At 64.6% G+C, this 25,359-nt stretch carries 25 protein-coding genes; 7 read left to right on the top strand and 18 right to left on the bottom strand.

Going from position 1 to position 25,359, the window contains the following annotated elements:
* Positions 1–85: 85 nt before the first annotated feature.
* Together CK219_RS07770 and CK219_RS07765 are read right to left on the bottom strand one after the other, a co-directional pair.
* Complete coding sequence (locus tag CK219_RS07770; RefSeq protein ID WP_095766143.1) at positions 86–1,993, bottom strand: propionyl-CoA synthetase; 1,908 nt, start codon at positions 1,991–1,993, stop codon at positions 86–88.
* Positions 1,994–2,506: 513 nt separating this feature from the next.
* Positions 2,507–3,184 carry an outer membrane protein gene (locus CK219_RS07765; RefSeq protein ID WP_095766142.1) on the bottom strand — a complete coding sequence of 226 codons (678 nt, stop codon included), beginning with the start codon at positions 3,182–3,184 and terminating at the stop codon, positions 2,507–2,509.
* Between the two features lie 230 nt (positions 3,185–3,414).
* On the opposite strand from CK219_RS07765, the gene CK219_RS07760 reads away from it, so the two are divergent.
* The 3 genes from CK219_RS07760 to CK219_RS07750 are packed head-to-tail and all read left to right on the top strand — an operon-like array spanning position 3,415 to position 5,110.
* Complete coding sequence (locus tag CK219_RS07760) at positions 3,415–3,702, top strand: PqqD family protein (RefSeq protein ID WP_095766141.1); 288 nt, start codon at positions 3,415–3,417, stop codon at positions 3,700–3,702.
* On the top strand, positions 3,702–4,133 hold the full coding sequence (locus tag CK219_RS07755) for a lasso peptide biosynthesis B2 protein (protein ID WP_095766140.1): 432 nt from the start codon (positions 3,702–3,704) through the stop codon (positions 4,131–4,133). The genes CK219_RS07760 and CK219_RS07755 overlap by 1 nt, the downstream gene beginning before the upstream one ends.
* The gene (locus CK219_RS07750; RefSeq protein ID WP_095766139.1) at positions 4,130–5,110 is read left to right on the top strand and encodes a serine kinase; all 981 of its coding nucleotides are present in this window, start codon (positions 4,130–4,132) and stop codon (positions 5,108–5,110) included. The genes CK219_RS07755 and CK219_RS07750 overlap by 4 nt, the downstream gene beginning before the upstream one ends.
* A gap of 7 nt (positions 5,111–5,117) precedes the next feature.
* Here the strand turns inward: CK219_RS07750 and CK219_RS07745 are convergent, their stop codons facing one another.
* Together CK219_RS07745 and CK219_RS07740 are read right to left on the bottom strand one after the other, a co-directional pair.
* Positions 5,118–6,101, bottom strand: a complete 984-nt coding sequence (locus CK219_RS07745) for a formyltransferase family protein (RefSeq protein ID WP_176476953.1) — start codon at positions 6,099–6,101, stop codon at positions 5,118–5,120.
* 7 nt (positions 6,102–6,108) lie between these two features.
* Complete coding sequence (locus tag CK219_RS07740; protein ID WP_095766137.1) at positions 6,109–7,134, bottom strand: nucleotidyltransferase family protein; 1,026 nt, start codon at positions 7,132–7,134, stop codon at positions 6,109–6,111.
* Positions 7,135–7,170: 36 nt separating this feature from the next.
* On the opposite strand from CK219_RS07740, the gene CK219_RS32560 reads away from it, so the two are divergent.
* Positions 7,171–7,302, top strand: coding sequence for a hypothetical protein (locus CK219_RS32560; RefSeq protein WP_280950868.1), 132 nt, complete (start codon positions 7,171–7,173; stop codon positions 7,300–7,302).
* A 98-nt stretch (positions 7,303–7,400) separates the two neighbouring features.
* Here CK219_RS32560 and dhaK read toward each other — a convergent pair whose 3' ends face one another.
* From dhaK to CK219_RS07670, 14 genes are all read right to left on the bottom strand, one after another.
* Positions 7,401–8,387: a dihydroxyacetone kinase subunit DhaK gene (gene dhaK / locus CK219_RS07735; protein WP_095766136.1), complete on the bottom strand. Its 987-nt coding sequence runs from the start codon at positions 8,385–8,387 to the stop codon at positions 7,401–7,403.
* 78 nt (positions 8,388–8,465) lie between these two features.
* On the bottom strand, positions 8,466–8,897 hold the full coding sequence (locus CK219_RS07730) for a hypothetical protein (protein WP_095766135.1): 432 nt from the start codon (positions 8,895–8,897) through the stop codon (positions 8,466–8,468).
* A gap of 7 nt (positions 8,898–8,904) precedes the next feature.
* The gene (ptsP, locus tag CK219_RS07725) at positions 8,905–10,479 is read right to left on the bottom strand and encodes a phosphoenolpyruvate--protein phosphotransferase (protein WP_176476952.1); all 1,575 of its coding nucleotides are present in this window, start codon (positions 10,477–10,479) and stop codon (positions 8,905–8,907) included.
* 41 nt (positions 10,480–10,520) lie between these two features.
* Positions 10,521–10,823 carry an HPr family phosphocarrier protein gene (locus CK219_RS07720; protein WP_095766133.1) on the bottom strand — a complete coding sequence of 101 codons (303 nt, stop codon included), beginning with the start codon at positions 10,821–10,823 and terminating at the stop codon, positions 10,521–10,523.
* Between the two features lie 19 nt (positions 10,824–10,842).
* A complete protein-coding gene (gene dhaM / locus CK219_RS07715) occupies positions 10,843–11,232 on the bottom strand; it encodes a dihydroxyacetone kinase phosphoryl donor subunit DhaM (RefSeq protein WP_040988688.1) in 390 nt (129 codons plus the stop codon).
* A complete protein-coding gene (gene dhaL / locus CK219_RS07710) occupies positions 11,232–11,831 on the bottom strand; it encodes a dihydroxyacetone kinase subunit DhaL (RefSeq protein ID WP_095766132.1) in 600 nt (199 codons plus the stop codon). Before dhaL ends, dhaM begins: the two co-directional genes overlap by 1 nt.
* A 10-nt stretch (positions 11,832–11,841) precedes the next feature.
* The gene (locus tag CK219_RS07705; protein WP_095766131.1) at positions 11,842–13,482 is read right to left on the bottom strand and encodes a dihydroxyacetone kinase subunit DhaK; all 1,641 of its coding nucleotides are present in this window, start codon (positions 13,480–13,482) and stop codon (positions 11,842–11,844) included.
* Positions 13,483–13,543: 61 nt separating this feature from the next.
* The gene (locus tag CK219_RS07700) at positions 13,544–14,557 is read right to left on the bottom strand and encodes an ABC transporter ATP-binding protein (protein WP_095766218.1); all 1,014 of its coding nucleotides are present in this window, start codon (positions 14,555–14,557) and stop codon (positions 13,544–13,546) included.
* Complete coding sequence (locus CK219_RS07695) at positions 14,550–15,656, bottom strand: ABC transporter ATP-binding protein (protein ID WP_095766130.1); 1,107 nt, start codon at positions 15,654–15,656, stop codon at positions 14,550–14,552. The genes CK219_RS07700 and CK219_RS07695 overlap by 8 nt, the downstream gene beginning before the upstream one ends.
* A 2-nt stretch (positions 15,657–15,658) precedes the next feature.
* Positions 15,659–15,862, bottom strand: a complete 204-nt coding sequence (locus CK219_RS07690; protein ID WP_095766129.1) for a hypothetical protein — start codon at positions 15,860–15,862, stop codon at positions 15,659–15,661.
* A gap of 214 nt (positions 15,863–16,076) precedes the next feature.
* Positions 16,077–17,027 carry a carbohydrate ABC transporter permease gene (locus CK219_RS07685; protein ID WP_041001244.1) on the bottom strand — a complete coding sequence of 317 codons (951 nt, stop codon included), beginning with the start codon at positions 17,025–17,027 and terminating at the stop codon, positions 16,077–16,079.
* Positions 17,024–17,971 (bottom strand): sugar ABC transporter permease, encoded by a 948-nt coding sequence (locus CK219_RS07680; protein ID WP_095766217.1) that lies wholly within the window; start codon positions 17,969–17,971, stop codon positions 17,024–17,026. The genes CK219_RS07685 and CK219_RS07680 overlap by 4 nt, the downstream gene beginning before the upstream one ends.
* Positions 17,972–18,077: 106 nt before the next feature.
* The gene (locus CK219_RS07675; RefSeq protein WP_095766128.1) at positions 18,078–19,409 is read right to left on the bottom strand and encodes an ABC transporter substrate-binding protein; all 1,332 of its coding nucleotides are present in this window, start codon (positions 19,407–19,409) and stop codon (positions 18,078–18,080) included.
* Positions 19,410–19,679: 270 nt separating this feature from the next.
* Positions 19,680–20,345, bottom strand: a complete 666-nt coding sequence (locus CK219_RS07670; protein WP_095766127.1) for a PIG-L deacetylase family protein — start codon at positions 20,343–20,345, stop codon at positions 19,680–19,682.
* Positions 20,346–20,368: 23 nt separating this feature from the next.
* Between CK219_RS07670 and CK219_RS07665 the strand changes: the two genes are divergently transcribed.
* The 3 genes from CK219_RS07665 (at position 20,369) to CK219_RS07655 (ending at position 25,204) form a co-directional block, all read left to right on the top strand.
* Positions 20,369–21,259, top strand: a complete 891-nt coding sequence (locus CK219_RS07665; protein ID WP_095766126.1) for a DMT family transporter — start codon at positions 20,369–20,371, stop codon at positions 21,257–21,259.
* Positions 21,260–21,314: 55 nt separating this feature from the next.
* Positions 21,315–23,777, top strand: a complete 2,463-nt coding sequence (gene hrpB, locus CK219_RS07660; RefSeq protein WP_095766125.1) for an ATP-dependent helicase HrpB — start codon at positions 21,315–21,317, stop codon at positions 23,775–23,777.
* A 101-nt stretch (positions 23,778–23,878) separates the two neighbouring features.
* Complete coding sequence (locus tag CK219_RS07655; RefSeq protein ID WP_176476965.1) at positions 23,879–25,204, top strand: ActS/PrrB/RegB family redox-sensitive histidine kinase; 1,326 nt, start codon at positions 23,879–23,881, stop codon at positions 25,202–25,204.
* The last annotated feature ends 155 nt before the right edge of the window (positions 25,205–25,359 follow it).

The raw sequence follows: 25,359 nt of genomic DNA, 5'->3' as shown, positions 1-25,359 counted from the left end.
AAAGTTTATTGCTGCGCTGCACAATAAGCGATTGCAGTGCGGTACAAATTGGTAAATTGATCCTAACGCGGTCGTCTGCCGGCGACTACACCCCGATGCCGCGTCCCTTCAGCGCCGCCCTGATCTCGTCCAGGATCGCCGGATCGTCGATCGTCGCCGGCATGGTCCATTCCTCCTTGTCGGCGATCTTCTGCATCGTGCCGCGCAGGATCTTGCCGGAGCGGGTCTTGGGCAGCCGCTTGATCGTCACCACGGTCTTGAAGGCCGCAACCGGGCCGATCCGCTCGCGCACCAGCCCCACAACCTCACTTTCGATCGTGCCGCTATCGCGCGACACGCCGGCATTGAGCACGACGAAGCCGAGCGGCACCTGGCCCTTCATGGCATCGGCAATGCCTATGACCGCGCATTCGGCGACATCGGGGTGAGCCGCCAGCACCTCTTCCATGGCGCCGGTCGACAAACGGTGGCCGGCGACGTTGATGATGTCGTCGGTGCGGGCCATTACGTAGAGATAGCCGTCCTCGTCCATCATGCCGGCATCGGCGGTCTTGTAGTAGCCGGGGAACTCCTCGAGATATGCCTGGCGGAAGCGGGCGTCGGCATTCCACAGCGTCGGCAGGCAGCCGGCGGGCAGCGGCAGCTTGACCACGACATTGCCGAGTGTGCCGCGCGCCACCTCGTGTCCGGCATCGTCGAGGATGCGGATGTCGTAGCCCGGCATCGGCACGCCGGGCGAGCCGTATTTCACCGGCAGAAGCCCGAGGCCGGCCGGGTTGATCGTCATTGGTGAGCCGGTCTCGGTCTGCCACCAGTGGTCGATGACGGGACGGGCGAGCTTCTGCTCCGCCCACTTGATGGTTTCGGGGTCGGCGCGCTCGCCGGCCAGGAACAAAGTGCGGAATTTCGACAAGTCGTATTTCGGCACGAACTCGCCCTTGGGATCCTGCCCCTTGATGGCGCGAAACGCAGTCGGCGCGGTGAACAGCGCCACCACGCCATGCTCAGAGATCACCCGCCAGTAGGTGCCGGCGTCCGGCGTGCCGATCGGCTTGCCTTCGAACAGCACGCTGGTGCAGCCATGCAGAAGCGGTCCGTAGACGATATAGGAATGGCCGACCACCCAGCCGACATCGGAAGCCGCCCAGAACACCTCGCCCGGCTTGACGCCGAACTCGTTGTCCATGGTCCATTTCAGCGCGACCATGTGGCCGCCATTGTCGCGCACGATGCCTTTCGGCTGGCCGGTCGTGCCGGAGGTGTAGATGATGTAGAGCGGGTCGGTGGCTAAAACCGGCACGCAATCGACATTGGCGCCGGCGGCGCGTTCGCGTGCAACCGCATCGGCGTAGTCGAAGTCGTAATTGTCCTTCATCTCGCAGCGCAGCTGCTCGCGCTGCAGGATGAGGCAGGCGTCAGGCTTGTGCTTCGACATCTCGATCGCCTTGTCGAGCAGCGGCTTGTAGGCGACGACGCGGCCTGGCTCCAGGCCGCAGGAGGCGGTGATGATCAGCTTCGGCTTGGCGTCGTCGATGCGGGTGGCGAGCTCGTGCGAGGCGAAGCCGCCGAACACCACCGAATGCACGGCGCCGATGCGGGAGCAGGCGAGCATGGCGACGGCCGCCTCCGCCACCATCGGCATATAGATGATGACGCGGTCGCCCTTGCCGATGCCGCGATGCCTCAGCACCGACGCCAACGCGACCACCTCGCGCTTTAGCTCCGCATAGGTGAATTTCCGCACCGTGCCGGTGATCGCGCTGTCGTGGATCAGCGCCAGCTGGTCGGCGCGGCCGCCCGCCACATGGCGGTCGATGGCGTTGAAGCAGGTGTTGCAGCTGGCGCCGACGAACCAGCGGCCATAAACGCCGGCTTTTGGATCGAAGACACTTTCGGCCGGCCTATACCAGTCGATCGCCTTGGCCGCCTCGGCCCAGAACCCCACGGGGTCGCGTTTCCAGCTCTCATAGACTTCGCGGTAGCGTGAGGCCATCGACTTTCCTCCCCAGGAACATTCCGTCGTCTGGCCATAGCCTAAGCCGCTTCTCGCGGCCATGTCTCCCTGCATTTTGATCGACGTTGCTTGTCAAAGTTCCCCAGCGGCGTTTCGCTTGGAGCGCCGTTCTGCCGGTCGCGGATTGAAAGCCGGCTTAGAGCGGCAGTGCCGCCAGCATCAGCCCGACGCCGCCGGCGATCAGAATGGCGGCCGCCAATGCCTTGCGATGACGCTCGAAAGCCGTCGGAGCCCGATCCCAATTGTAACGCATGGCACTATCTCCCCAAAAACCCCGGCGACTTCACAGCTTATTTAAGGAAAGAAATGCAATCCCCGCTTTTGGTCAGCTAGACAACCATTCGATGATTGTCGTTTTGCGGCCATGGAGGCGCTGAAGTCGCACTCCGTCGATTCCGTCAAAAGACAAAAGCCAGCTTGGCTGAGCCCAGCAGGCTTCCCTTTTTGATTGCGAAATACGCAGCAATAAGTGGCGTCACATGTTGTGGACCCTCAGAACTTGTAGGCGATGCCGATCCGAACGTCGTTGGTGGATAGATCAACATTCCAGTCCGTCCAGACTGGGTCGACGATGTGCTTATCGCCGAAGTCTGTGTAACGATACTCGACCCGCAACACTATATGCTCGGCCATCGCATAGTCCACACCGGCGCCTAAGGTCCAGCCGGTGAAGGTATTGGTATGAGAGTAGGGAACTCCTGCGGCTGTTTGGAAGTTCTCGTAGCGGCCGACGGCCAGCCCGCCTGTCACAAAAGGCAGGAATTGGCCTGCTGCATAGCCAAGCCGCCCGCGTAGCGAGCCAGTCCACTTGAGGTCGGATCCATAACTGAAGGTTGGATCGTCCACACCAGCACTGATACCGCGAACGCCCTTCGAGTCGATATCCGAAAAATTGAAGTCGCCTTCGACGCCCAGAACGACGCCGTTCGAAAGCTGATAGTTGTAGCCGGCATATAAGCCGCCGAGCCAGCCCTTCGGATCGAGCGGTACGTTGTAGTCGATGCCGTCGAAATCTTGGGTGGAATTGCCCCAGCCATAACCGGCATCAGCGCCGACATAAACACCCGACCAATTATAGACGGCAGTGTCTTGCGGCGCGAAGACGTCGGCAGCAAACGAAGTGTGAGCAAACCCCACCAGGAAAGTTGAAGAAAGGATGAGCCTTTTCATAGATGCCCCCAAATCCGAAGAATGCCAACGTCGAATACCATAGCCATTGCTTTTTGGTCATCGAAAGAACACCTTTTTGTCGCCATTTGGTCAGGATTGTTGCCGGATTGCCACAAGCTGTCCGATGCATCCGCACAGGCTGCCAACTCCTGACGGCACCATGCGGCAATGGACAGCACTGCCTTGTCGCGCTACTTGCTCTGCGGCATTCTTGCTGGACTGGAGGGCGCATGGCTGAAATCGGCTCTGAAACGGTGCTGCGCATGGCGGACGATGCGTCCGTGCAGCATGTCGGCGATGGCGCGGTCGTGCTTTTGGCGCGCAGCGGCCAGCTTTACACCTGCAACGACACGACCGAGGCTTTTCTCGACAAGGTGAACGGCGCGCGCAAGCTCGACCAGATCGTCGATCTGCTGTCGGAGGAATTCGAGGTCGACAAGGCAACGCTCGATCAGGATATGGCCGAATTGGCCGCCGAGCTGGTGGCTGAAGGCATTCTCGCCGACCCGGACGCGTGATGGCCGACGGACCGGTCCTGCGCGCCCTGTTCCGCGTCCATTTGTGGCTCAGCGCCCGGCTGATGCCGGTGCTGGTTGGCCGGCGCGATTTCGAAAGCGTGTTGAAACTGGCGCCGCTGCAGTCACCCGCACCCTATCGCGACTTGCCCTGGACCTACATCGTCCATCGCGTCAAGCGGACGGTGCGACGCCCTTGGCTGATGCGCGACCGCAGATGCCTTCGCGAAGGTCTGCTCGGCTTCCGCTTTCTGCGCATGGCCGGTCTTAATCCAGAGCTGCGTTTCGGCGTCGACGCCAGGTCGATGCACGAGCCTCGCCTGTCGGCGCATTGCTGGGTCTGCCTCGACGGCAAGCCGGTGGTCAGCGACAGCCAGCCCGGCATGGTGGAGATCTACCGCCACCCGGCCAGCATGAAGGCGCCAGCCGCTTGAGCGAGCAGACCTTCCGCTATGATCTCAACGGCCAGGTCATAGGCATCACCGCCGCGCGTGCCGATCTGTGGCCGAGCTTCGACCTGATGCTCGGCGCCCTGCGTATGAACGAGCCTGTCCAGCCCGGTTTTCGCGTCAACATCGTCGAAACGCTTCAGTTGCACGAAAACCCCGAAGGAAAGCTGGCTTTCGACGGCGACGTGCCGCTAGACGGCCATTGCCGCATGATCGACGCCGGAAGCGTCTTCCATCTCGTTTTTCCGGGCCAGCAGACGCTATCGATCCACGACGGCGAGGGCCGGGCCGAAATCCGTCTTCATCCCGACAGCAAGATCAAGTGGACTTTGCTGATGATGGTGCTGGATGCAGCACTCGATGCGGACGGCCAGCATATGCTGCACACTGCGGGTCTCACCTTGCCTGAAAAGGACGGCCTGGTCCTCATCCATGCACCAAGCGGCACGGGCAAGTCCACGACATCGCTGGCGCTTGCCTCGCGGGGCTTCGGCCTCTGCTCGGACGACGTGATGATCCTCAACGCAAGCGCGCAGGGCATCACGGCCTGGGGCATGCCGCGCAAGGTGAAGGTCCACCGCAACACGGCGGCGATGCTGCCCTTCGTCTCGCCCTGCCTGGGCGAGAAGTGGGACGCCGAGGGCGAGCAATCCGTTTCGCTGGACCGCCTCGGCGACATCATCCGTGTCGAGGATGTGCGCGCCAGGCCCGTCACAGCGCTCCTGCACCTTGCACGCTCGGCAGACGCCGAGACCCGGCTGCTGCCGATGGCCAGGACAGACGCCATGGTGGCTTTGGCAACCGACAATGTAAGGACCGGCATGACCGGCCTGCTGTCGCTGCAGAAAAGGCGCATGGCGACGATCGCGGCGCTGGTGAAGGCGGTGCCGACCTTCACGCTCGAAGTCGGGGCAAGTCCGGCCGAGGCGGCGGAGTTGATCCAGGCTGCGCTGCCAAGTTGACGCGTGCTCAGTCCTTCGCGCCGAAACGCCGGATGTCGAAGGATGGCTGCTCGCGACCGCGGTGGCGGGGTTTTGACTGCCAACGCAAGAACAGCCGGGACAGCTTGTTGTAGACCAGATGCACGACGCGCGCGTCGGCGCAGTCGAATTCCACAACTCCCCGTCGGCATTTCGCGGCTTCGCCGCTGGGTGGTCCCAGGCGGCGGATCGGCTGAGCGAGCCGGACCGGTCTGCCATTGATCAGGACACTGACCGGAACACTCGACCCGACGATCCGGCATAGCCGCGCGACATGCTCGCTTGAAAATTGTTTGCCGACGACAAACGGGCCGCGCTCGATGCGCGCCCAGACATAGGCCCCATCCGGCTGGGGCATTCCGGCAAGCCTGCCCCTGCAAAACTCAGGCGCAACATCCGTCGCGAGCACAGCCATTGCGTTGGCCAGGGCCTGGTTCACCGTTGCGGCCGAACGCCAATCCTCTGCTGCAAAGCTAACCTGCGCCAGGATATCGCCCGCATCGAAGTCGGATGTCATCTTGTGCAAGGTCACGCCGCCATGGGCTTCGTGCATCTGATCGATAATTAGCCGGTGCATTGGGTGCGGACCGCGATAGTGCGGCAGAAGCGCGGGATGCAGGTTGAGGCCGCCCTTCGGAAACAGCTCCAGCACGGTTTGCGGGATCAGTTTGCTGTATCCGAAACAGATCAAAAGATCGGCGCGGGCCGCGCTGAGCCGCGGCCCAAGCGCATCCCAATCATGGGGCGGGCTGAATTCGATCAATGGGGGCATGGCGTGGCCGAGATGAGACCTCAAAGCAAACCGTCGCCGCAGGCGGCGGCGCAGGGCACTGAAGCTGAAGCGCTTGCCGGCAAGTGGGCCCGGCACGACCACGGCAGCAACGCGATGGCCGTTATCTGCCCAGCGCGCAAGCATGGGCGCGGTGACGGACGAAATCTCGGTGATGAATACGGCCGAGAGCGGGTTCTCCATGCCGAGCTCAGGCTGGATATGGTCGCGGCCGCGCCAGCCTCTGCACCCAGCGGAAGGCATCGCGACTGAGGCGCGAGCGCAGTTTCTCGCGGGAATTGACCCGAAGCAGCATGTTGCCGGTGATAAGCCATTTCGCCAACCGTATCGAGAGGTCCGGCTTGATGCGGTCGGCAAGCTCGATCGCGCGCGGCGCGCCGAACAGGCGTCCGGTGACGTTGAGGACTGTGGCCAGCTCGAGCTCGATGCCGGTCATGCGGGCGGCATCGAGCAGCCGCGCTTCCTCTTGAGACGATTTCAGCGCCCGCACGCCTTGCAGCACGTCGACGCAGAGCTGCAGGCGGTGGAACTTGTGGCCGCCGGCGGCATGGACGATGGCGATGGTGAGCAGCGCGGCCGGCGTGTCGGTTTCGCCGCCGTCGATCGCGTGCAACTCGCGAAAGCCAAGCGACAGGCGTCTGCGCATGCCGGTGTCGTGCACCAGATTGCCATGCAATTCGATCAGCAGGCTGGAGTTCTCTTTCTCCAGCCATTTGAATTCCTGCAGTTCATGCGACGCGGCCTCGTCGCTGCCGAGCTCGAAGCCGCATTCGCGGATGGTCTTGTTGGCCGCCTCGATGCCGGCGGGGTCGACGAGAATGTCGATGTCGGTAAAGGGACGGTCCGCAATCTGGCTGTAAAGCTTGCGCGCGAACACCGGCCCCTTGACGATCCGGGCCGGCACGCCCTTTGCCGCCAGCGCTTTCATGATGCGGTCGCCATGGTACTGCAGCAGCATCGATTGGCCGGTCGCCATCGTCGCCTCGTCGCGCAACTCCGACAGTCTCCGCTGCAGGGTTGCGTCCTGCGGCAGTCGGGCTTCACCGATCTCCCTGAGTTTGCGCAGCATGATCGGCAGCACGCCGTGGAACTCCGCGTTGGCGAGCAGCGCCAGCAGGGTTGCTGCCGCAAGGCCATCGCCAATGGCGGCCGATGCCTCTGGGTCGGCGAAGGTCAGCAGCAGTTTTTCATCGGCAGGCGCAAGAGAAGGCAGCATTAACCCGGACGGCGTTCGAATGATAGGAACAAGCCCATGCTTACAGAAAAGCACACTGGAAACCAGTGCGCGGCGGCAAAGCCGGCTTGTGAGTTTGACTTTCCGCGCGGATCGTCCATTCTGTGGATTGATCCGGAGGGTGTTGGAAATGACGAAGAAGAAATATGAGGCGCCTTTGCTGCGCAAGGCTGGAAAACTCTCCAGCGTGGTGGCCGTGGCGTCAAAGACGCTTTGAGGCCTCGGGCTTCGGTCTTGGCTGAAGCCGGCTACATCCCCCAGCGCAGCGCCGCCGTGTGTACCGGCGCGTCCCAAAGTGCTGACGTTTCGTCGTCCAGCATGGTCAGCGTGATCGAGCATCCCGCCATGTCGAGCGAGGTCACATAGGACCCGACGAGCGAGCGGACCACCGTCACGCCCTGCTTCTCGAACACCCTGCGGGCGCTGTTGTACATCAGATAGAGCTCCATGGACGGCGTGCCGCCGAAGCCGTTGACGAACAGCAGTGCCGGCCCTTTGGCGCGATCGCCGAAGTCGCCGGCAATCGCAGCGCAAACCTCCTCGGCGATGGCGTCGGCGCTCTTCAGCTTGTCGCGCCGACGGCCGGGCTCGCCATGGATGCCGACGCCGAATTCCATCTCGCCGTCGCCGATCTCGAAGGTCGGCTTGCCGGCGGCGGGCACCGTGCCGCTGGTCAGCGCCACGCCCATCGAGCGCGTCGCGGCGTTGACGCGGTCGCCCAGCGCCTTGAGGTCGGGCAGGGCCATGCCTTGGTCGGCTGCGGCGCCGACGATCTTTTCCACCACCAGCGTGCCGGCGACGCCGCGCCGTCCGGTCGTGTAGGACGAGTTCTCGACCGCGACGTCGTCATTGGTCACCACCTGCAGCACGCCGTCCGCCATCTCTGCCGCCATGTCGAAATTCATCACATCGCCTTCGTAGTTCTTGACGATGAACAGGCAGCCGGCGCCGGTATCGACAGCCTCGACGGCGGCCAGCATCTGGTCCGGCGTGGGCGAGGTGAAGACCTGGCCGGGGCAGGCGGCGTCCAGCATGCCGTGGCCGACGAAGCCGCCATGCAGCGGCTCGTGGCCGGAGCCGCCGCCCGAGATCAGCGCCACCTTGCCCGGCTTCAACGCCCTGCGGCGGATGAATTTGTGCTCGTCGCCAAGCACGAGTATGTCGGCATGAGCGGCCGCGAAACCGTCGAGGCTTTCGGTCAGGACCGTGTCCACCGAGTTGATGAATTTCTTCATGGCAGTCCTCCCGACGTCTTAGTTTATGCAATTCCGAACGGAAAAACCGCTGGACACTTTTCCTGGAATTGCTCTTGCTCAGCCGCTGCCCTTGCCGGCGATGCTGGTTATTTTCTGGATGAATTCGTTGATCGCCCGGTCGAGCGCGGCGTTTTGCCTGTCGTCGCCGAAATCCGGCACGATGAGCGAGACATGGCGTGTCCTGCGCAGACCGGGCGCTGCTGGAACCTTTCCGGGATGCGCCTGGTGATAAGCGGCCATGAACTGGTCGCGCTCGGCCTGGCTGAAATGGCAGACCGAAAAGATCGACGGCAGATGCTTTGACGGGATCGGGATCGAATAGGCCGGACTGGAGATCTGGGTGACGAAACTGCGGTGCTTGCCGAGCGCGTCGGCAAGACGCTGGCGCATGCCCGACGGACGCTGGTCGATCACCTGCGACAGGATCGTCTTGTAGGCGCGGATCGCCTCCTCCGAGCCTGTTTCCGATATCTTCTCGGTCCTGGCCATGCCGCGTCTACACTGGAATGTCCGCGATGGCCGCCTTGGCCATGGCGAGCTGCGCAGGGGCGACCGACAGGTCGCGCAAACCCGCCTCGAGCAGGGCCGGGATGGCTGCCGGATCGCCGCCCGCATCGCCGCATAGGCTGACCGGAATATCTCTCTCCCGTCCGAAGGCCGTGATCGCAGCGATCAGCCGCAGCACCGCCGGGTTGCGGACGGCGTTGAGATGCGCGACCGCCGCATTGTCCCGCGCCGCCGCCATCACATATTGCGTCAGGTCGTTGGAGCCGATCGAGAGGAAGGCGACATCGGCGAAATCCTCCGGCGCCAGTGCGACGGACGGCACCTCGACCATGATGCCGAGTGGCGGAAGCCGGTGCGCGACGCCCTGCGCGGCAAGCGCGGCTTGTTCTTCCGCGAACAGCGCGGCGGCGTGGCTGTACTCCTCGGGCGTGGCGATCATCGGAAACATCACCTTCAGATTGCCGTGGATGGCGGCGCGCAGCAATGCCCGTATCTGCACGCGAAAAATGTCGCGCCGCTTGAGCGAAAGCCTTATGCCGCGCAGGCCGAGAAACGGGTTGGTTTCCTCGACGGTGAAACCCGGCACCGGCTTGTCGCCGCCGGCATCGACGGTGCGGATGGTCACCGGCTTGTCGCCGGCCCATTCCAGCACCTTGCGATACGCACGATATTGCGTCTCCTCATCCGGCAACGTCTTGCCGAACAGGAACTCCGTGCGCATCAGGCCGACGCCGTCACAGCTTTCGATTTCGATGCCGTCGACATCGGAAGGGTAGGCGATGTTGACCTGGACGCGCACGGAGGTGCCGGCCTTGGTCACCGCCGGCTCCGTCAGGAACGTCCGCGCAGCGCCCTGGCGGTCGGCGAAGGTGGAGGCGGACCGCCGGAAGGTTTCGATCTCGGCCGGCGAAGGCGAAAAGATGATTCCGCCGCGTTCGGCATCGAGCAGCGCGGCACCGGTGGGCGTTTCAGCCTCGTCGCCGAGACCGACGACCATCGGCACGCCGCGCGAGCGCGCCAGCATAGCGACATGGCTGGCGGTGCTGCCGCGCTTGAGCGCGATGCCGCCGCCTATGCTCCAATCGGTTTCGAGGAAGCGCGTCGGCGCGATGTCGTCGCCATAAAGGATCGCGCCCGGGGGCGTCGCGGCCTCGCTGTCCTCGCTCAGCGCCCGCAGCACCTGGTCGCGGATGTCGCGCAAATCGGCGGCGCGGGCGCGGAAATAGTCCTGGTCCGACGCCTCATAGCCGGCGATCTCATTGTCCAGCGCCGCGCGCCAGGCGGCGTCCGCCGGCTGTCCGGAGCCGATCGCCGCCAGGGCCGGACCGCTCAGCGCGTCGTCCTCCAGCATGGCGATGTGGAATTCAAGGATGCCGGCGGCGTCGCCATCGGCGGTTTCGACCAGCGCCGCCAGCCGGCCGACGGCCTTGCCGATTGCGCTCACCAATGCGGCTTGTTCTTCCTCGGCACTCGCCTTGGCCTTGTAGCTGGCCGGAGGCTGGTCGAGGTCGAACAGCGGGCCTTCGGCGTAGCCGGGTGAGGCGGGGATACCCTCAACCCGCATGGCTCGCATTCCTTGCGGGCCTGGCGACATTCAGATCGGTCTCAAGCGGACCGGGCATGATCCGCGTCCTCGTCGAAGTCACGCTGCACCAGGTCGACCAGTGCTTTCACCGCCTGGGTCGCGCCATCGCCCTTGGCGCGGATATGCAGCATGGTCCCTTTCGGCGCCTTGGCCGCCATCACCTTGACGATGCTCTTGGCGTCGAACCACGGACCGTTTGCCGCCACCGCCACTTCCACCTCGGCCGCGAACGACTTGGCAAGCTTGGTGAACTTCACCGAAGGACGCGCGTGCAGTCCCACCGCGTGGGTTATCAGGACCGTTGCTTCGGCGGATGCGGACATTCAGTCGGTTCCCGTTCGTTCACGACGGCGACAATTCATGCGCCGTCGCCACTACTTCCTTGAGCGAGGCGCCGCCGGAGGATTCGGTTGCCGCCATCACCGCGCCCTCGACGATCGGCGCGTTGCAGACGACTATTCTGTGGGAGCGCGGCTCGCCGATCATTTCGACCGCCATCTCCGAGTTGGTCTCGGCGCCGCCGAGATCGACCAGGATGGCGACGCCCGCGTCCGACCAGGCCTTGTCGATCGCGCCCATGATCGCCTCGACGCTGGTGCCGAGGCCGCCATGGCCGTTTCCGCCGCACCATGCAAGCGGCACTTCGTCGCCCACCATCTGGCGCACCATATCGGCCGTGCCCTCGGCGACCAGGGGCGAATGCGACACGATGACGATACCGACATTGCTCATCAAATGCCCTCGACAGTTTCGGCGACTGCGCGCACCAGAAGCGCGGTCGAGCGCGCTCCCGCGTCCATATGCCCGATCGAGCGTTCTCCCAGGAAGGAGGCGCGCCCGCGCAAGGCCTTCATCGGCACCGTGGCTTCAGCCGCCTGATCGGCGGCGTCGGCGATTTCGCTTGCCGTCTTGCCTTGAGTCAGTGCCTCATACACCGGCTGCAGCACATCGAGCATGGTTTTTTGGCCAACTTGAGATTTACCCCGCGCGGCAACCGCCTCGATCGCCTTGCCCAGTGCCGCGGCCAAGCCGCTTCGATCGGGTGCTGCCGGCAATTCCTTGCCGAGCGCCATGAACAGCGTGCCGAAGAGAGGCCCGGAAGCGCCGCCCACGGTCATTACCAGCTTGGTCCCGACAGCCTTCAGCGCTTCGGGCAGCGGTTTCGCCGCGAAGGCGTCGGCCTCGGTGCGCACCGCCTCGAAGCCGCGCTTCATGTTCAGCCCGTGGTCGCCATCGCCGATCGCCTGGTCGAGCGCGGTCAATTCCTCGGCATGTGCCGCGATCGTATCGGCCGCCGCCGCGATCAGTCGGGAGAAATCGGCTGCGGCCATTGTCTGTCCTTCATGCCGGGGTGAACAGCGCCGCCAGGGCAGCGAAAACTTCGGCGACCGCGAAGGCGCCTGGATCCGCTGTGTCAAGCTGCCTGCCGATATAGGCGGAGCGGCCGGCTTTCGCCTTCTGCATCGCCGCGGTTGCCTCGGCGCCTTGCCGCGCCGCTTCTGCCGCCGCTTCCAGCCCGCTTGCATCAAGCGCCCGCAGTGCCGGCTCCAGCGCATCGACCATGGTGCGGTCGCCGATCCTGGCGCCGCCGTAGAAAGTCATGCGGTCTAGCCCAGCGAGCAGCGCCTTGGGCAAAGTTGCGCCGAAACGCAAAGTCTGTGCGGCGGCGGTGAAGAAGATCGACAACAGCACGCCGCTGGAGCCGCCCATCGACGCACCCAGCGCATCGCCGATTGCGGCAAATGTCGCGGCCTTGTCGGCGAGCGGCAGCGTGTCGATGCGCTCGAGAATGCTGCGCGCGCCGGTCGCCACGGTTGAGCCGGTGTCGCCGTCGCCTGCCTTCGCGTCGAGCCCGTTGAGCGGCTCTTCGAGCGCGATCAGCTTTTGGCAGGCAGCTCTGATCAGCCGCTCGGCGGCCGCATCGCGGCTGGCGGGCTTCGTGGCTGCGCCGGTGGCGGGCTTGGCCATCGCGATAACGACCGGCTGACGAACCGGTTTTGCCGGCAGCCAGGCATGCGGGCCGACGGGCGCCAGCAGTGCCGCCTCGCGTTCCGCGTCGAGCTTGAGCAACGACAGCGAGAAGCCGTTCATGTTGAGCGCCGTCATCAGATGCCCGGGGCCGATCGTCAGCGCCACGGCCTTCGCCAGCGGCGAGGACAAGACGGCGTTGGCGATCAAAGACATTTCGAGCGGCGGTACCGAGCCGAGATTGTTGATCAGCAAGGCATAGCGGCCGCCAGGATCGAGCCGCGCCGCGAGGCGTTCGGCCATGACAGCGACGAATGCGCCGGCGCTCTGTAGCGCGATGCGCTCGACGCCCGGCTCGCCATGGATGCCGAGGCCGAGCTCGCCGTCATCCGCGCCGAAGCGCTCCTCATGCGCCTGTCCGGGGATCGAGCAGGAGGAAAGCGAGATGCCGAGCGAAAAGATGTCCTTGGCCGCCGCCCGTGCCGCTGCGGCAACCGACGCCAGGTCGTGACCGGCTTCGGACAGATGACCGGCGATCTTGTGCACGAACAACGTGCCGGCGACGCCGCGCGGCTGGGCGATGTCGGGCAACGCGATGTCGTCGCCTACGATCACCATCTCGACCGCAAGGCCCTCGGCGCGCGCCTTTTCCGCGGCCAGTCCGAAATTGAGCCGGTCGCCGGTGTAGTTCTTGACGACCAGCAGGCAGCCGGCCGACCCCGTCGTGGCGCGGATCGCCGCCAGCACCGCCTCGACGCTGGGCGAAGCGAAGATCTCGCCGGAGACGGCCGCCGTCAGCATGCCGGCGCCGACGAAGCCGGCATGCGAGGGTTCATGCCCCGCGCCTCCGCCGGAAACGATCGCCACCTTCGTCTTGTCCCACTCGGCGCGCAGCACGACCTTGATCTCGGGGTAGCCGTCAAGGCGAGCCAGCGCGCCCGATCCCGCCGTGGCGAGGAAGCCGTCCAGCGCCTCGGTGACGATCGTGTCCTTGCGGTTGAAAAAGTGCTTCATGAATTTCGTCCAGTCCGTATCTGCGGTCGTCAATCGGTTTGTAAATTTATGCGCGAGCCGGCTACATCAATCTTTGCCCGTCCGAGCCGAAATAGAGCGGCGCCAGGTAGCGGATCGTCACCTTATCCCCTTTGGCTAAAGGCGTTTCCGGATCGGTGAGCGTCACCAGCTTCTTCGGCCCCACCGTCACATGCAGGTGGTTCTGGTCGCCGAGATGCTCGACCCAGTCGACGACGCCGTCGGCATGACCGTTCAGCGCCTTCTCGATCGCGAGATGCTCGGTGCGCGCGCCGATCGTCATCGTTCCGGCCGGCGCGCCGCCGTCAGGCAGCAGTCCGGCCGGCAAGAGGTTGATCGCCGGCTGGCCGAGGCGGGCTGCGACATGAAGATTAGCCGGCTCAGAATAGATCGCGCGCGGCGTGCCGATCTGCACCAGCATGCCATCGGCGAGAATGCCGATGCGGTCGGCCATGGTCATCGCCTCGATCTGGTCGTGCGTGACATAGAGCATGGTGGCGCCGAGCTCGGACTGGATGCGCTTCAGCTCGAGCCTGAGATCGGCGCGCAGCTTGGCGTCGAGCGAGGACAGCGGCTCGTCCATCAGGTAGATCGCGGGCTTGCGCACCAGGGCACGGCCGATGGCGACTCGCTGCATCTCGCCGCCGGACAGTTTCGTCGAGCGGTTGTCGAGCTTGTGATCGATGCGCACCATGCGCGCGACTTCCTCGACACGGCGGCGCACCGCCTCTTCGGGAAACCGCCGCGCCGGCGAGCGCAGCGGGAAGGCGAGATTGTCGAACACCGAAAGATGCGGATAAAGCGAATATTGCTGGAAGACGAAGGCGGTGTCGCGTTCGGCCGGCGACAGCGCCGTCGCGTCATGGCCGCCGATGTGGATCGTGCCGCTGTCCGGCCGTTCCAGTCCGGCGATCAGCCTCAGCGTCGTCGTCTTGCCGGCGCCGGTCGGCCCGAGCAGCACGACGAATTCGCCGTCCTTGATCGTGAGGTCGAGATCGTCGATCGCGACGGTGTCGCCAAAGCTCTTGGTCACGCCCTGGATGTGAACGTCAGCCATGGCGCGCCTCCGCTGCCTGATCATGCATGGCGGTCCTGACCGCGCGGCCGGAACCCTTCTCGAATAGCGAGAGCCGCGCGCCGTTCAGCGCCAGCCCGACCTGCTCGCCGGGGCTGAGATGGATGCCGGCCGGCACGCGCGCCTTGATGATGCCGTCGGCCGTCTCGACGGCGACGATCTGCGTGGTGCCGAGATATTCGGTGCCGTAGATCGCGCCGCGCAGCTTCGAGCCATCGTCGAAGCGGATGTGCTCGGGCCGGATGCCGAGCGCCATGTCGGCGGGTGCCACATCCTCGCGTACCTCCGGCACCGCGACCTTGGCGCCCTGCACGACGATCTCCTTCGCACCCTTGGCGAGGCCGCCACCGAACTTGAGGAAATTCATCGGCGGCGAGCCGATGAAATCGGCGACGAACATGGTCGCCGGCCGGTCGTAGATTTCGCGTGGGCTTCCGAACTGCTCGATGACGCCGTGATTCATCACCGCTATCTTGTCGGCCATCGACATCGCTTCCATCTGGTCGTGCGTGACATAGACCGTGGTCGCATGGATGCGGTTGTGCAGCTCGCGCAGCTCATGCACCATCAGATCGCGGAACTCGGTATCGAGGGTGCCGAGCGGCTCGTCCATGAGAAAACATTTCGGCCGCCGCACGATGGCGCGGCCGAGCGCGACGCGCTGGCGGTCGCCGCCAGCAAGGCCGGAAACGGACTTGTCGAGCAGATGGTCGATGCGCAGCAGCTTTGCTGTCTCCTCGACGCGGCTTCGGATTTCGGCCGAGGGCATGCCCTGCGCCAGCAGCGGGAAGCCGATATTTTTGCGCACATTCATGTGCGGGTAGAGCGCGAAGAGCTGGAAGACGAAGGCGATGTCGCGCTCGCGCGCCCGGCGCATGGTGACGTCCTCGCCGCCGAGCAGGATCTTGCCGCCGGTCGGCAGCTCGAGACCGGCGATCATGCGCAGCGTCGTCGTCTTGCCGCAGCCGGACGGGCCGAGCATGACGAAGAACTCGCCGTCCTCGACGACGAAATTGGAATCCTGCACGGCGACGAATGCGCCGAAGGCTTTCCTCAGATTCTGAACACGGATCTCGGCCATCTCTATTCCGGGAATTTCGAGACGATGATGAACATCACCGTGCCGGCAAGCATGGTGATGAATGAATAGGTGTAGAGCGACAGCGCGAAGGGCTGGAACAGCATCAGGAAGCCGATCGCGATGATCGCGGTCGCGATGTTTTCCATCAGGCCGCGCCTGGCCCAGACGGGCCAAGAGGAGCGCTTGGAGGCAACAGAGCGATTCATGCGTTCCTCCCTTCCTTCCCGTTCAAGGGGAGAGATGGTTGCCAGGTGGTTCCCCCACTCCGTCGCTGCTTCGCAGCGCCACCTCTCCCCCCTCCGGAGGGAGATGAAGGGAGCCTGGCTGAATGAAATTCGCGTCCTTCCTCTCCCCCGTCGATCGGGGGAGAGGTGTCGAGCGAAGCTCGACGGAGTGGGGGTCGACTTATTCCCACACTAGTCATTTACGCACCGCGCCGAAGGTGATGCCGCGCAAGAGTTGCTTGCGCAGCAGGATGGTGAAGACGAGGATCGGCACCAGGAAGATGGTCGTGCCGGCGGCAACCGCCGGCCAGTCCTGGCCGCCCTCGCCGATGATGGTCGGGATGAAGGGCGGCGCGGTCTGCGCCGTGCCGGAAGTGAGCAGCGCTGCGAACGCGTATTCGTTCCAGGCAAAGATCAGGCAGAAGATGGCGGTCGCGGCGATGCCGGTCGTCGCCTGCGGCAGCACGGTGCGCCAGAAGGCCTGCAGCCTAGTGTAGCCGTCGATCATCGCGGCCTCTTCATATTCGCGCGGGATCTCGTCGATGAAGCCCTTCAAGAGCCACACAGCCAGCGAGACATTGACCGCGGTGTAGAGCAGGATCATGCCGAGCGCGGTGTCGGAGAGGCCGAGCTCGCGGTACATCAGATAGATCGGGATCGCCACCGCGATCGGCGGCATGAAGCGCGTCGACAGGATGAAGAACAGAAGGTCGTCGGCCAGAGGCACCTTGAAGCGCGAGAAACCATAGGCCGAGAGCGTGCCTAGGAACACCGCGCAGAAGGTCGAGCCGAAGGCGATGATCAGCGAGTTGACGAAGCGCGGCAGGAAGTTCGACGGCCCGGCGATCACCATGTTGCGCTTGCGCACCGTCTCGTCGCAGAAGCCGGTCGCCGGTCCGAGCGAATTGATATATTCCGGCGTTTGCCGGGTCCGGGTGGTGAACAGATTGCAATAGCCCTCGATGCTCGGCTGGAAGACGATCTTGGGCGGATAGGCGATCGAATCCGGCGGCGTCTTGAAGCTGGTGGCGAAGATCCACAGCAGCGGCACGATCGAGATCAGCGCATAGGCTATGATGATCGTGCCGGCGATCAGCTTCGCGTTCGACGAGGGTGCGACGACGGAATGGGCGGTGGTCAGGCTCATCTCTGCTTCACCTTATTGAGCGCCTTGACGTAGATGTTGGCCAGCCCGAACACGGCGACGAACAGGATGATGGCGAAGGCGGAGGAATAACCGGTGCGCCAGCTCTCGAACGCCTGCCGCTTCAGCGTGATCGAGGCGACTTCCGTGGTCGAGCCGGGTCCGCCGCCGGTCAGAAGGTTGACCATGTCGAACATCTTGAAATTCTCGATGCCGCGAAACAGCACCGCCAGCATGATGAAGGGCAGCGCCATCGGCAGCGTGATCGACCAAAACTGCCGCCAGTTGGAGGCGCGGTCGACCTCGGCCGCCTCATAGATGTATTCGGGGATGGAGCGCAGGCCGGCGAGGCAGATCAGCATCACGTAGGGCGTCCACATCCAGGTGTCGACGATGATGATCGCCCAAGGCGCCAGCTCGACATTGGACAGCATCTGCACATTCGTCGGCGGAATGCCGGTGACGAAGGAGACGACATAGGAAAACAGCCCGATCTGCGGCTCGTAGAGGAAGCGCCAGAAATTGCCGACCACCGCCGGCGACAACATCATCGGCACCAGGATGATGGTGGTCCAGAAGGCGTGGCCGCGAAACTTGCGGTCGATCAGCCAGGCCAGCGTGAAGCCGATCACCGTCTGCAGAAGGATCGTCCAGAACACGAAATGCGCCGTCGTCTGCATGGCGATCCAGATGTCCTGGTCGCCGAGGATGCGCTGGTAATTGGCGAGCCCCAGATTCTTCACCACCTCGTTCGGCCGGTTGGCGCGGAAATTGGTGAAGGAGAGATAGATCGCCCAGAACAGCGGGAAGATGTTGATGGCCAACAGCAAAAGGATCGTCGGCGAGATGAACAGCCAGGCGAGGCCCTTGTCGCTGATGCCCCGGATCTTCTTGGCCAACGGTTCCGGTGTTGCCCGGGCAACGTTGTCCGCAGTCCGATCGAGCATGGTAAGTCCTGCTTCGGTCACGGGTAAGTTCCGACTGTGGAATTTATCTGAACTGCGTCCCGTGCCAAGGGCGGCACGGGACGCGTGGATCGAGCTCGGGAGGAGCTTACATCTTGCCGTCGTCCTGGAAGACCTGCGTCCAGTCCTTGACCAGCCCGTTGAGCGCGTCCTTGGGCGAGCCCTGGCCGGCCACGACATAGTCATGGAAGCGCTTCTGCGAGGCCTGCAGCAGCGGCGCGTAGCTGGGTTCCGCCCAGAAGTCCTTCACGATTGCCATCGAGTCGAGGAAGGCCTGAGCATAGGGCTGGCTGGACGGGAACTTCGGGTCCTTGACCACCGAGTTCAGGCAGGAATAGCCGCCGAGCGACCACCACTTGGCCTGCACATCCTTGTTGGCGAACCACTTGATGTATTTCAGCGCCGATTCCTGCTTGTCGGAATAGGAGACCACCGAAATGCCCTGGCCGCCGAGCTGCGCGAACTGGTCGCCGTCGGGACCCTTCGGATTGACGAAGTAACCGATCTTGTCGCCGCCGACATTCTCGTCCTTCTGCAGGCCAGGCCAGGTGAAGGCGAAGTTCATGTGCATCGCCACCTGGCCGGATTTGAAGGCGTCGACACCTTCGCCCATGTAGCTGTTTGAGGCGCCGGGCGGTGTGCAGCAGTCATAGAGCGCCTTGTAAAATTCCAGCCCCTTCACCGATTTCTCGGAGTTGACGAAGCCCTCCATCTCATAGGGCTTCTTCGGGTTCTCATATTGGAAGCCGTAGCTGTAGAGCACGTCCATGGCACCCATGGTGATGCCTTCCGAGCCGCGCTCGGTGTAGATGGAGGCGCCATAGACGGTCTTGCCGTCGATCTGCCGCTTCTGGAAGAATTCGGCGATCTGCTTCAGCTGGTCGAAGGTGGTCGGCGGGGCGAGGTCCCAGCCATACTTCTCCTTGAATTCTTTCTGCAACTCGGGCCGCGAGAACCAGTCCTTGCGATAGGTCCAGCCGACGACGTCGCCCATGGCCGGCAGCGCCCAGTAGTTCGGCGTGTTCTTCGGCCATTCCGAATAGCCGACCACGGTCGCCGGCACGAAGTCGTCCATGCTGATCTTCTCCTTGTCGAAGAAGTCGTTCAGCTTGACGTAATGGCCGTTCTCGGCGGCGCCGCCGATCCACTGGCTGTCACCGATGATCAGGTCGCAGAGCTTGCCGTGCGAGTTGAGCTCGTTGAGGAAGCGGTCGGCGTAATTGGTCCATGGCACGAACTCGAATTTCATGCCGATGCCGGTTTCCTTGGTGAAGTCTTTGGACAGTTCCACGAGCGCGTTGGCCGGATCCCAGGCCGCCCAGCACAGCGTCAGGTCTTCCGCATGCGCGACGTTCGAGACGGCTGTCGACGCAAAGATCGCCGAGGCCAGTCCCAACGCCAGTTTCAAGGTCGATTTCATGCCTTACCTCCCATTTGCGAAACGCGTCCGGATGACGGTTTCAAGAGCCCTCAACCCTCGCTCCTCCGAGGGCCCAAACACGGCGGGGCGAATGCGCCGCCCGATGTTTAGTAATTTGTTTAGTGATGCGCTTTTTACTAAACAACGCAAGCGAATTCGTTGCTGCGCCGCAGCATGGCGAAATGCGTCATTGAAATCATTGGGAAATGATCGCCGGATCTGGGTCCTGCTGACGTCAGCTGGCCGCGTTGGCGGGGCCCGGACCTGTCGTCACACCGGCCGGATCGGCGGAGCCGGCGGCAGGAGCGCACGTATGTCGGCGAAGGGGAAGGTCGGCTCGAAGCGGAAAGCCTCGGCCAGCGCGCCGGGTGCGCCGTTGCACTGTCCGGCGCGAAACTCATTCTGGAGGCGCGCCCTGTGCACATAGTGCTCCGGACCCTGCGACTGGTGCGCGAGGATCGCTTTCGCCTTGATGTCCCAATGATGCGAAATCTCGACATAATGCGTCGGCGAAAAGCCTGTGCCGCCGAGCGTATCGGCATGCAGCACCGGCACCGCGAAGGATGCGGCGAGCCGCACGCCGTCGGACAAGGCGCGGTGGTCGCCGTGATAATCGGAGGGCGCATGGGTGATAGCGAGGTCGGGCTTCACCTCGCCGATCAGTGCCTTCAGCGCCGCAATGAACGCGGCATCGGCGACGAGCTGCCCGTCGGGAAAGTCGAGGAAGCGCGGCTCGACGCCGAGCAGGCCTGCCGCCGTGGTCGCTTCCTTGCGCCGCAAGCGGGCAAGCGCCTTGGGGTCGCCCGTGCCGCCCCTGGCGCCGTCCGTGGCTATGGCGAAAGTCAGTTCTGCGCCTTGCGCGGCATAGGCGGCCAGCGTACCGAACATGAATATCTCGATATCGTCGGGATGTGCCCCCAGCGCCAGTATCTTCACGTCTCTCTCCCGGAAATGGAATCGTGCCGAACGGAATCCTGCTCGCACTTCTCGCTTACGCAAACTATTCGTTCAGCGACGCCGTCATCAAGGGTCTGGGCGGGCAGTTCACCGTCTTCGAGATCGGCTTCTTCATGACCTTGTTTGCCGGCTGTTTCCTCTTCTTCACCCGGCCGAAGGAGGAGCGCTGGCGCGATTTCTGGCGCACCGGGCGGCCCTGGGCCGTGCAGGCGCGCGCTTGGGCCGGCATCGCGTCGGGCGTGCTCAGCGTCTATGCCTTCACCACCATTCCGCTGGCGGAGGTTTACGCGCTGCTCTTCCTGGCCCCGTTGCTCGTCACCGTGCTTTCGACCGTCATCCTGAAGGAGGAGGTCGGCCCCTGGCGGTGGCTTGCCGTGGTCGCGGGCTTCGCCGGTGTCATGCTGGTGGTGCGGCCGGGCTTCCGCGAATTGCATCTTGGCCATCTCGCCGCCTTCGCCAATGCCTTCGTCGCGGCGACCATCGTCATCCTGATGCGCTCGCTTGCCCAGCAGGAAAAGCGCACGACCATGTTGGGCTCGCTGATCGGCTATGGGCTGCTCTTCAACGGGGTCGGCGCGGTCGCGACGTCATTTACGCTCCCCAATCTGTGGCAATTGGGCTGGCTGGTCCTGGGCGGCCTGTTCACCGCCGGCGGCCAATTGCTGCATCTCCTGGCGGCCAAATATGCGCCCGCAAACCGCATTGCACCGACGCATTATTCGCAGATCGTCTGGGCGGTCATCCTCGGGGCGATGTTCTTCAGGGAATATCCCGACGCGATGACGCTGGTCGGCCTTGCAGTCGTCGGCGCCTCAGGCCTCCTCACCATGGTACGCGAGGAAGTGCGGCTTGGCACAGTGCGCTGGAACCCGTTTACGCGTGCCCGGCTTTGACCCGCATGGGCCCGACACGTTGCACGGCGACCGCGACCGCTGATATGCGGGCAAAATGACGACGAAACGCTTGCCGGAGCTTCCGGTCACAGCCGTGCTGCCGGCGCTCGGCGAAGCGCTCGCGCGGCGCAGCAGCGCCGTGCTGGTGGCGCCGCCCGGCGCCGGCAAGACGACGCTGGTGCCGCTGGCGCTGCTCGACGCGCCTTGGCTCGGTGAGGGCCGGATCGTGCTGCTCGAGCCGCGGCGGCTCGCCGCCCGCGCCGCCGCCCGCCGCATGGCCGAATTGCTGGGCGAGGAGCCCGGCGGCACGGTGGGCTACGCCATGCGCATGGAGAACCGCGCCTCGGCGCGGACAAGGATCCTGGTCGTCACCGAAGGCGTGCTCTCGCGCATGATTCTCGACGATCCGGAGCTGCCCGGCGTCTCGGCGGTGATCTTCGACGAATTCCACGAACGTTCGCTCGACGGCGATTTCGGCCTGGCGCTGGCGCTCGACGTGCAGGGCGCATTGCGGCCGGACCTGCGCCTGCTGGTCATGTCGGCGACGCTCGACGGCGCGCGCGTGGCGAAGCTTTTGTCGGCAGCGCCGGTGATCGAAAGCGAGGGCCGCGCCTATCTGGTCGAGATCCGCTACGACGAGCGGCCGGCAGGCACGGCGATTGAGGACGCCATGGCCAGGGCCGTGCGCGCGGCTTTGGCCGGCGAGTCGGGCAGCGTGCTTGCCTTCCTGCCCGGACAGCGCGAGATCGAGCGCACCGCCGAACGGCTCGCGGGCAATGTCGCGGCCGACACCGACATCGTTCCGCTCTATGGCCAGCTCGACAACAGGGCGCAGGACGCGGCGATCAGGCCGGCGCCGGCCGGCCGCCGCAAGGTGGTGCTGGCGACCTCGATCGCCGAGACCTCGATCACCATCGACGGCGTGCGCGTCGTCATCGATTCCGGCCTGTCGCGGCTGCCGCGCTATGAGCCGGCAAGCGGTCTGACCCGCCTGGAAACCGTGCGCGTCAGCAAGGCCTCGGCCGACCAGCGCGCCGGCCGCGCCGGCCGCACTCAAGCCGGCGTGGCGGTGCGCCTGTGGCGCGCCGAGCAGACCGCGTCGCTTCCCGCCTTCACGCCGCCCGAAATCCTCGAGGCCGATCTGTCCGGCCTGCTGCTCGACTGTGCCGCCTTTGGCGTCGCCGATCCGTCGAGCCTTTCGTTCCTCGATCCGCCGCCGGCGCCCGCTCTCAACGAGGCGAGGGTGCTGCTCAAGGCGCTGCATGCCATCGACGATGCCGGCAGGTTGACCGAGGCGGGCGCCGCCATGCGCAAGCTGGCGCTGCCGGTGCGGTTGGCGCATATGGTGGCCGAAGCGGCGAAGAGCGGCCACGCGCTCGAAGCGGCGACGCTTGCCGTGCTCTTGACCGAGCGTGGGCTGGGCGGCGACAGCGCCGATCTGGAGCGGCGTCTGATCCGGCTTCGCGGCGAGAAATCCCCTCGCGCCAATGCCGCGCGGCAATTGGCGGAGCGTCTGGCCGGGCAGGCTGGCGGAGACAGAAGCGACGCGTCGGCCGGCGCCGGCTCGCTCCTCATCCACGCGTGGCCGGATCGCGTGGCAAGGGCGCGCGGCGAGCGCGGCCGCTTCGTGCTCGCCAATGGTTCGGGCGCCATGGTCGATGTCGCCGATCCGCTCGCCAATGAAACCTGGCTTGTGGTCGCCGACCTGCAGGGCAAGGCGCAGAACGCCCGCATCACCGCCGCCGCTCCGGTCGGCGAAGCCGATATCCGCACCGTCCTTGCCGATCGCATCGAGACGAAGCGTGAGACGAGCTTCGACCGCGAGCGCCGCGCCGTTCGCATGCGCGAGACCGCACGGCTCGGCGCCATCACGCTTTCCGAGCGTATGTTGCCAGCGCCGTCAGGCGCCGACGCAGACCGCGCCATTCTCGACGCCCTGAGAGAGCACGGCCTGGCTCTGCTCGACTGGGGCAAGGAAGCGGAGGCGCTGCGCCAGCGGCTCGGCTGGCTCAATCGCGGCCTCGGACCGCCCTGGCCCGACGTTTCCGATGAAGCGCTCATCGATGGCCTCGACGATTGGCTCCTGCCGTTTCTGTGCGGCGATGCCTCTTTCGCAGCCATCAAGCCGGCGACTTTGTCGTCGGCGCTCATGGCGCTGGTCCCGCATGACCTGCAGCGCAAGGTCGACGCGCTGGCGCCGACCCATTTCGACGCGCCGTCCGGCAGCCACGTGCCGATCCGCTATGACGGAGAGTGGCCGGTGCTTTCGATCCGCGTGCAGGAACTGTTCGGCCTCGATCGTCATCCGGCGATCGCAAACGGAACCGTTCCGCTGACGCTCGAATTGCTGTCGCCGGCACACCGCCCGATCCAGACGACGCGCGATCTCCCCGGCTTCTGGCGCGGCTCCTGGACGGATGTGCGCGCCGACATGCGCGGCCGCTATCCAAAGCATGTCTGGCCGGAAAACCCGCTGCTGGCCGCCGCCACCAGCCGCGCCAAACCGCGCGGAACGTAATGCATGTCGCCCAAAAGTGCGCAGCGGTTTTGGGACAACGACATGCATCAGGCAAAGACGATGCTCTATCGTTTCCGCTCCTGCGGCTGTAATCCTTGGCAATGACCAACATCCTGCGCGCGCCCGATTCCCAGCAAAGCCAGCGGCTGCGGCTCAACACGCTGATCCGTCTGCGCTGGCTGGCGATTGTCGGGCAGAGCCTGACCGTGCTGGTCGTCGCCTATGGCCTGAAATTCCCGCTTCCGGTGTCGATGTGCTTTGCGCTGATCGCCTGCTCGGCCTGGATGAATCTGTGGCTCACCTTCCGCTATCCGGCGGCGCATCGGCTCACCCCGCTTTCGGCCTTCGTGATCCTCACCTTCGACGGCGTCCAGCTCACCGGCCTGCTCTACATGACGGGCGGCCTGACCAATCCGTTTTGCGTGCTGCTGTCGGTGCCGGTCGTCATCTCCGCCGCTTCGCTGCCGCTGCGGTTCACGGCCATCCTTGGCGCGTTGGTCATACTGGCGGCCACGCTTCTGGTGTTCTTCCATTTGCCGCTGCCCTGGTATGAGGGCTCGCCGCTGCCGATGCCCTTCATCTATGTCGCCGGCATGTGGATGGCTGTGTTTGCCTCGATCGCCTTCACCGCCATCTATGCCTTCCGCGTCGCTGCGGAAGCGCGCCTGCTCGCCAATGCGCTGGCCGCCACCGAACTGGTGCTGCAGCGCGAGCAGCACCTTTCGGCGCTGGACGGGCTGGCGGCGGCGGCCGCGCACGAGCTGGGCACGCCCTTGGCCACCATCACCGTCGTCGCCAAGGAGATGGAAAAGGCGCTCGGCAAGGATCCGAAATATGGCGAGGACGTGAAGCTCCTGCGCTCGCAAAGCGAGCGTTGCCGCGAGATACTGAAGCGGCTGACCAGCCTTTCCTCGGAAGGCGAAGCGCATCTGTCGCGCATGCCGCTCACCTCGCTGGTCGAGGAGGTGACGGCGCCGCATCGCGATTTCGGCATCTCGATCCGGCTGCGGCCCGGCGAGCGCATCGGTCCCGAGCCGGTCGGCCAGCGCAATCCCGGCGTCATCTACGGGCTCGGCAATCTGGTCGAGAATGCCGTCGATTTCGCCCGCAACGCCGTCACCGTCAGCTGGAGCTGGGACGATGAGAAGGTCATCTTCTCCATCACCGACGACGGGCCGGGATTCCCCGCCGAGATCATCGACCGCATCGGCGAGCCCTATATGTCGACGCGCCAGGGCACTGAGGCCGGCGGCGGCCTGGGGCTCGGGCTGTTCATCGCCAAGACCTTGCTGGAGCGTTCCGGCGCCACCATCGATTTCCGCAATTCGAGCGGGCTCGGCGAAGGCGCAGTGGTGCAGATCTCCTGGCCGCGCGGCCTCTTCCTCAACCAGGAACAGGCCTCGGCCACCATGTTCGACAATGCCTAGCGCAATTCCAGAAAAAGTGCGCAGCGGTTGGGCTCGGCAACTTCGCCGCAGCTTTCCGTCCGGAATTGCGAAACGGTGAGAAAGCCTTGCAATTACCGCATGGCAGCTCTGTTGCCGGCTCTAAAAATTGGACATTGCCTTTACAGGACTGTATC

Origin of the sequence: Mesorhizobium sp. WSM4313 (assembly GCF_002294725.1) — a bacterium.
GTDB lineage: Bacteria > Pseudomonadota > Alphaproteobacteria > Rhizobiales > Rhizobiaceae > Mesorhizobium.
The sequence above is the reverse complement of the archived record's forward strand: the minus strand, read 5'-3'. Positions and strand labels throughout refer to the sequence as shown.

What these genes read in the sequence shown, in the direction of transcription:
- CK219_RS07770 (WP_095766143.1), bottom strand. Translation starts at nt 1,993, where the DNA reads ATGGCCTCACGCTACCGCGAAGTCTATGAGAGCTGGAAACGCGACCCC.
- CK219_RS07765 (WP_095766142.1), bottom strand. Translation starts at nt 3,184, where the DNA reads ATGAAAAGGCTCATCCTTTCTTCAACTTTCCTGGTGGGGTTTGCTCAC.
- CK219_RS07760 (WP_095766141.1), top strand. Translation starts at nt 3,415, where the DNA reads ATGGCTGAAATCGGCTCTGAAACGGTGCTGCGCATGGCGGACGATGCG.
- CK219_RS07755 (WP_095766140.1), top strand. Translation starts at nt 3,702, where the DNA reads ATGGCCGACGGACCGGTCCTGCGCGCCCTGTTCCGCGTCCATTTGTGG.
- CK219_RS07745 (WP_176476953.1), bottom strand. Translation starts at nt 6,101, where the DNA reads ATGGAGAACCCGCTCTCGGCCGTATTCATCACCGAGATTTCGTCCGTC.
- CK219_RS07740 (WP_095766137.1), bottom strand. Translation starts at nt 7,134, where the DNA reads ATGCTGCCTTCTCTTGCGCCTGCCGATGAAAAACTGCTGCTGACCTTC.
- CK219_RS32560 (WP_280950868.1), top strand. Translation starts at nt 7,171, where the DNA reads ATGCTTACAGAAAAGCACACTGGAAACCAGTGCGCGGCGGCAAAGCCG.
- dhaK (WP_095766136.1), bottom strand. Translation starts at nt 8,387, where the DNA reads ATGAAGAAATTCATCAACTCGGTGGACACGGTCCTGACCGAAAGCCTC.
- CK219_RS07730 (WP_095766135.1), bottom strand. Translation starts at nt 8,897, where the DNA reads ATGGCCAGGACCGAGAAGATATCGGAAACAGGCTCGGAGGAGGCGATC.
- ptsP (WP_176476952.1), bottom strand. Translation starts at nt 10,479, where the DNA reads ATGCGGGTTGAGGGTATCCCCGCCTCACCCGGCTACGCCGAAGGCCCG.
- CK219_RS07720 (WP_095766133.1), bottom strand. Translation starts at nt 10,823, where the DNA reads ATGTCCGCATCCGCCGAAGCAACGGTCCTGATAACCCACGCGGTGGGA.
- dhaM (WP_040988688.1), bottom strand. Translation starts at nt 11,232, where the DNA reads ATGAGCAATGTCGGTATCGTCATCGTGTCGCATTCGCCCCTGGTCGCC.
- dhaL (WP_095766132.1), bottom strand. Translation starts at nt 11,831, where the DNA reads ATGGCCGCAGCCGATTTCTCCCGACTGATCGCGGCGGCGGCCGATACG.
- CK219_RS07705 (WP_095766131.1), bottom strand. Translation starts at nt 13,482, where the DNA reads ATGAAGCACTTTTTCAACCGCAAGGACACGATCGTCACCGAGGCGCTG.
- CK219_RS07700 (WP_095766218.1), bottom strand. Translation starts at nt 14,557, where the DNA reads ATGGCTGACGTTCACATCCAGGGCGTGACCAAGAGCTTTGGCGACACC.
- CK219_RS07695 (WP_095766130.1), bottom strand. Translation starts at nt 15,656, where the DNA reads ATGGCCGAGATCCGTGTTCAGAATCTGAGGAAAGCCTTCGGCGCATTC.
- CK219_RS07690 (WP_095766129.1), bottom strand. Translation starts at nt 15,862, where the DNA reads ATGAATCGCTCTGTTGCCTCCAAGCGCTCCTCTTGGCCCGTCTGGGCC.
- CK219_RS07685 (WP_041001244.1), bottom strand. Translation starts at nt 17,027, where the DNA reads ATGAGCCTGACCACCGCCCATTCCGTCGTCGCACCCTCGTCGAACGCG.
- CK219_RS07680 (WP_095766217.1), bottom strand. Translation starts at nt 17,971, where the DNA reads ATGCTCGATCGGACTGCGGACAACGTTGCCCGGGCAACACCGGAACCG.
- CK219_RS07675 (WP_095766128.1), bottom strand. Translation starts at nt 19,409, where the DNA reads ATGAAATCGACCTTGAAACTGGCGTTGGGACTGGCCTCGGCGATCTTT.
- hrpB (WP_095766125.1), top strand. Translation starts at nt 21,315, where the DNA reads ATGACGACGAAACGCTTGCCGGAGCTTCCGGTCACAGCCGTGCTGCCG.
- CK219_RS07655 (WP_176476965.1), top strand. Translation starts at nt 23,879, where the DNA reads ATGACCAACATCCTGCGCGCGCCCGATTCCCAGCAAAGCCAGCGGCTG.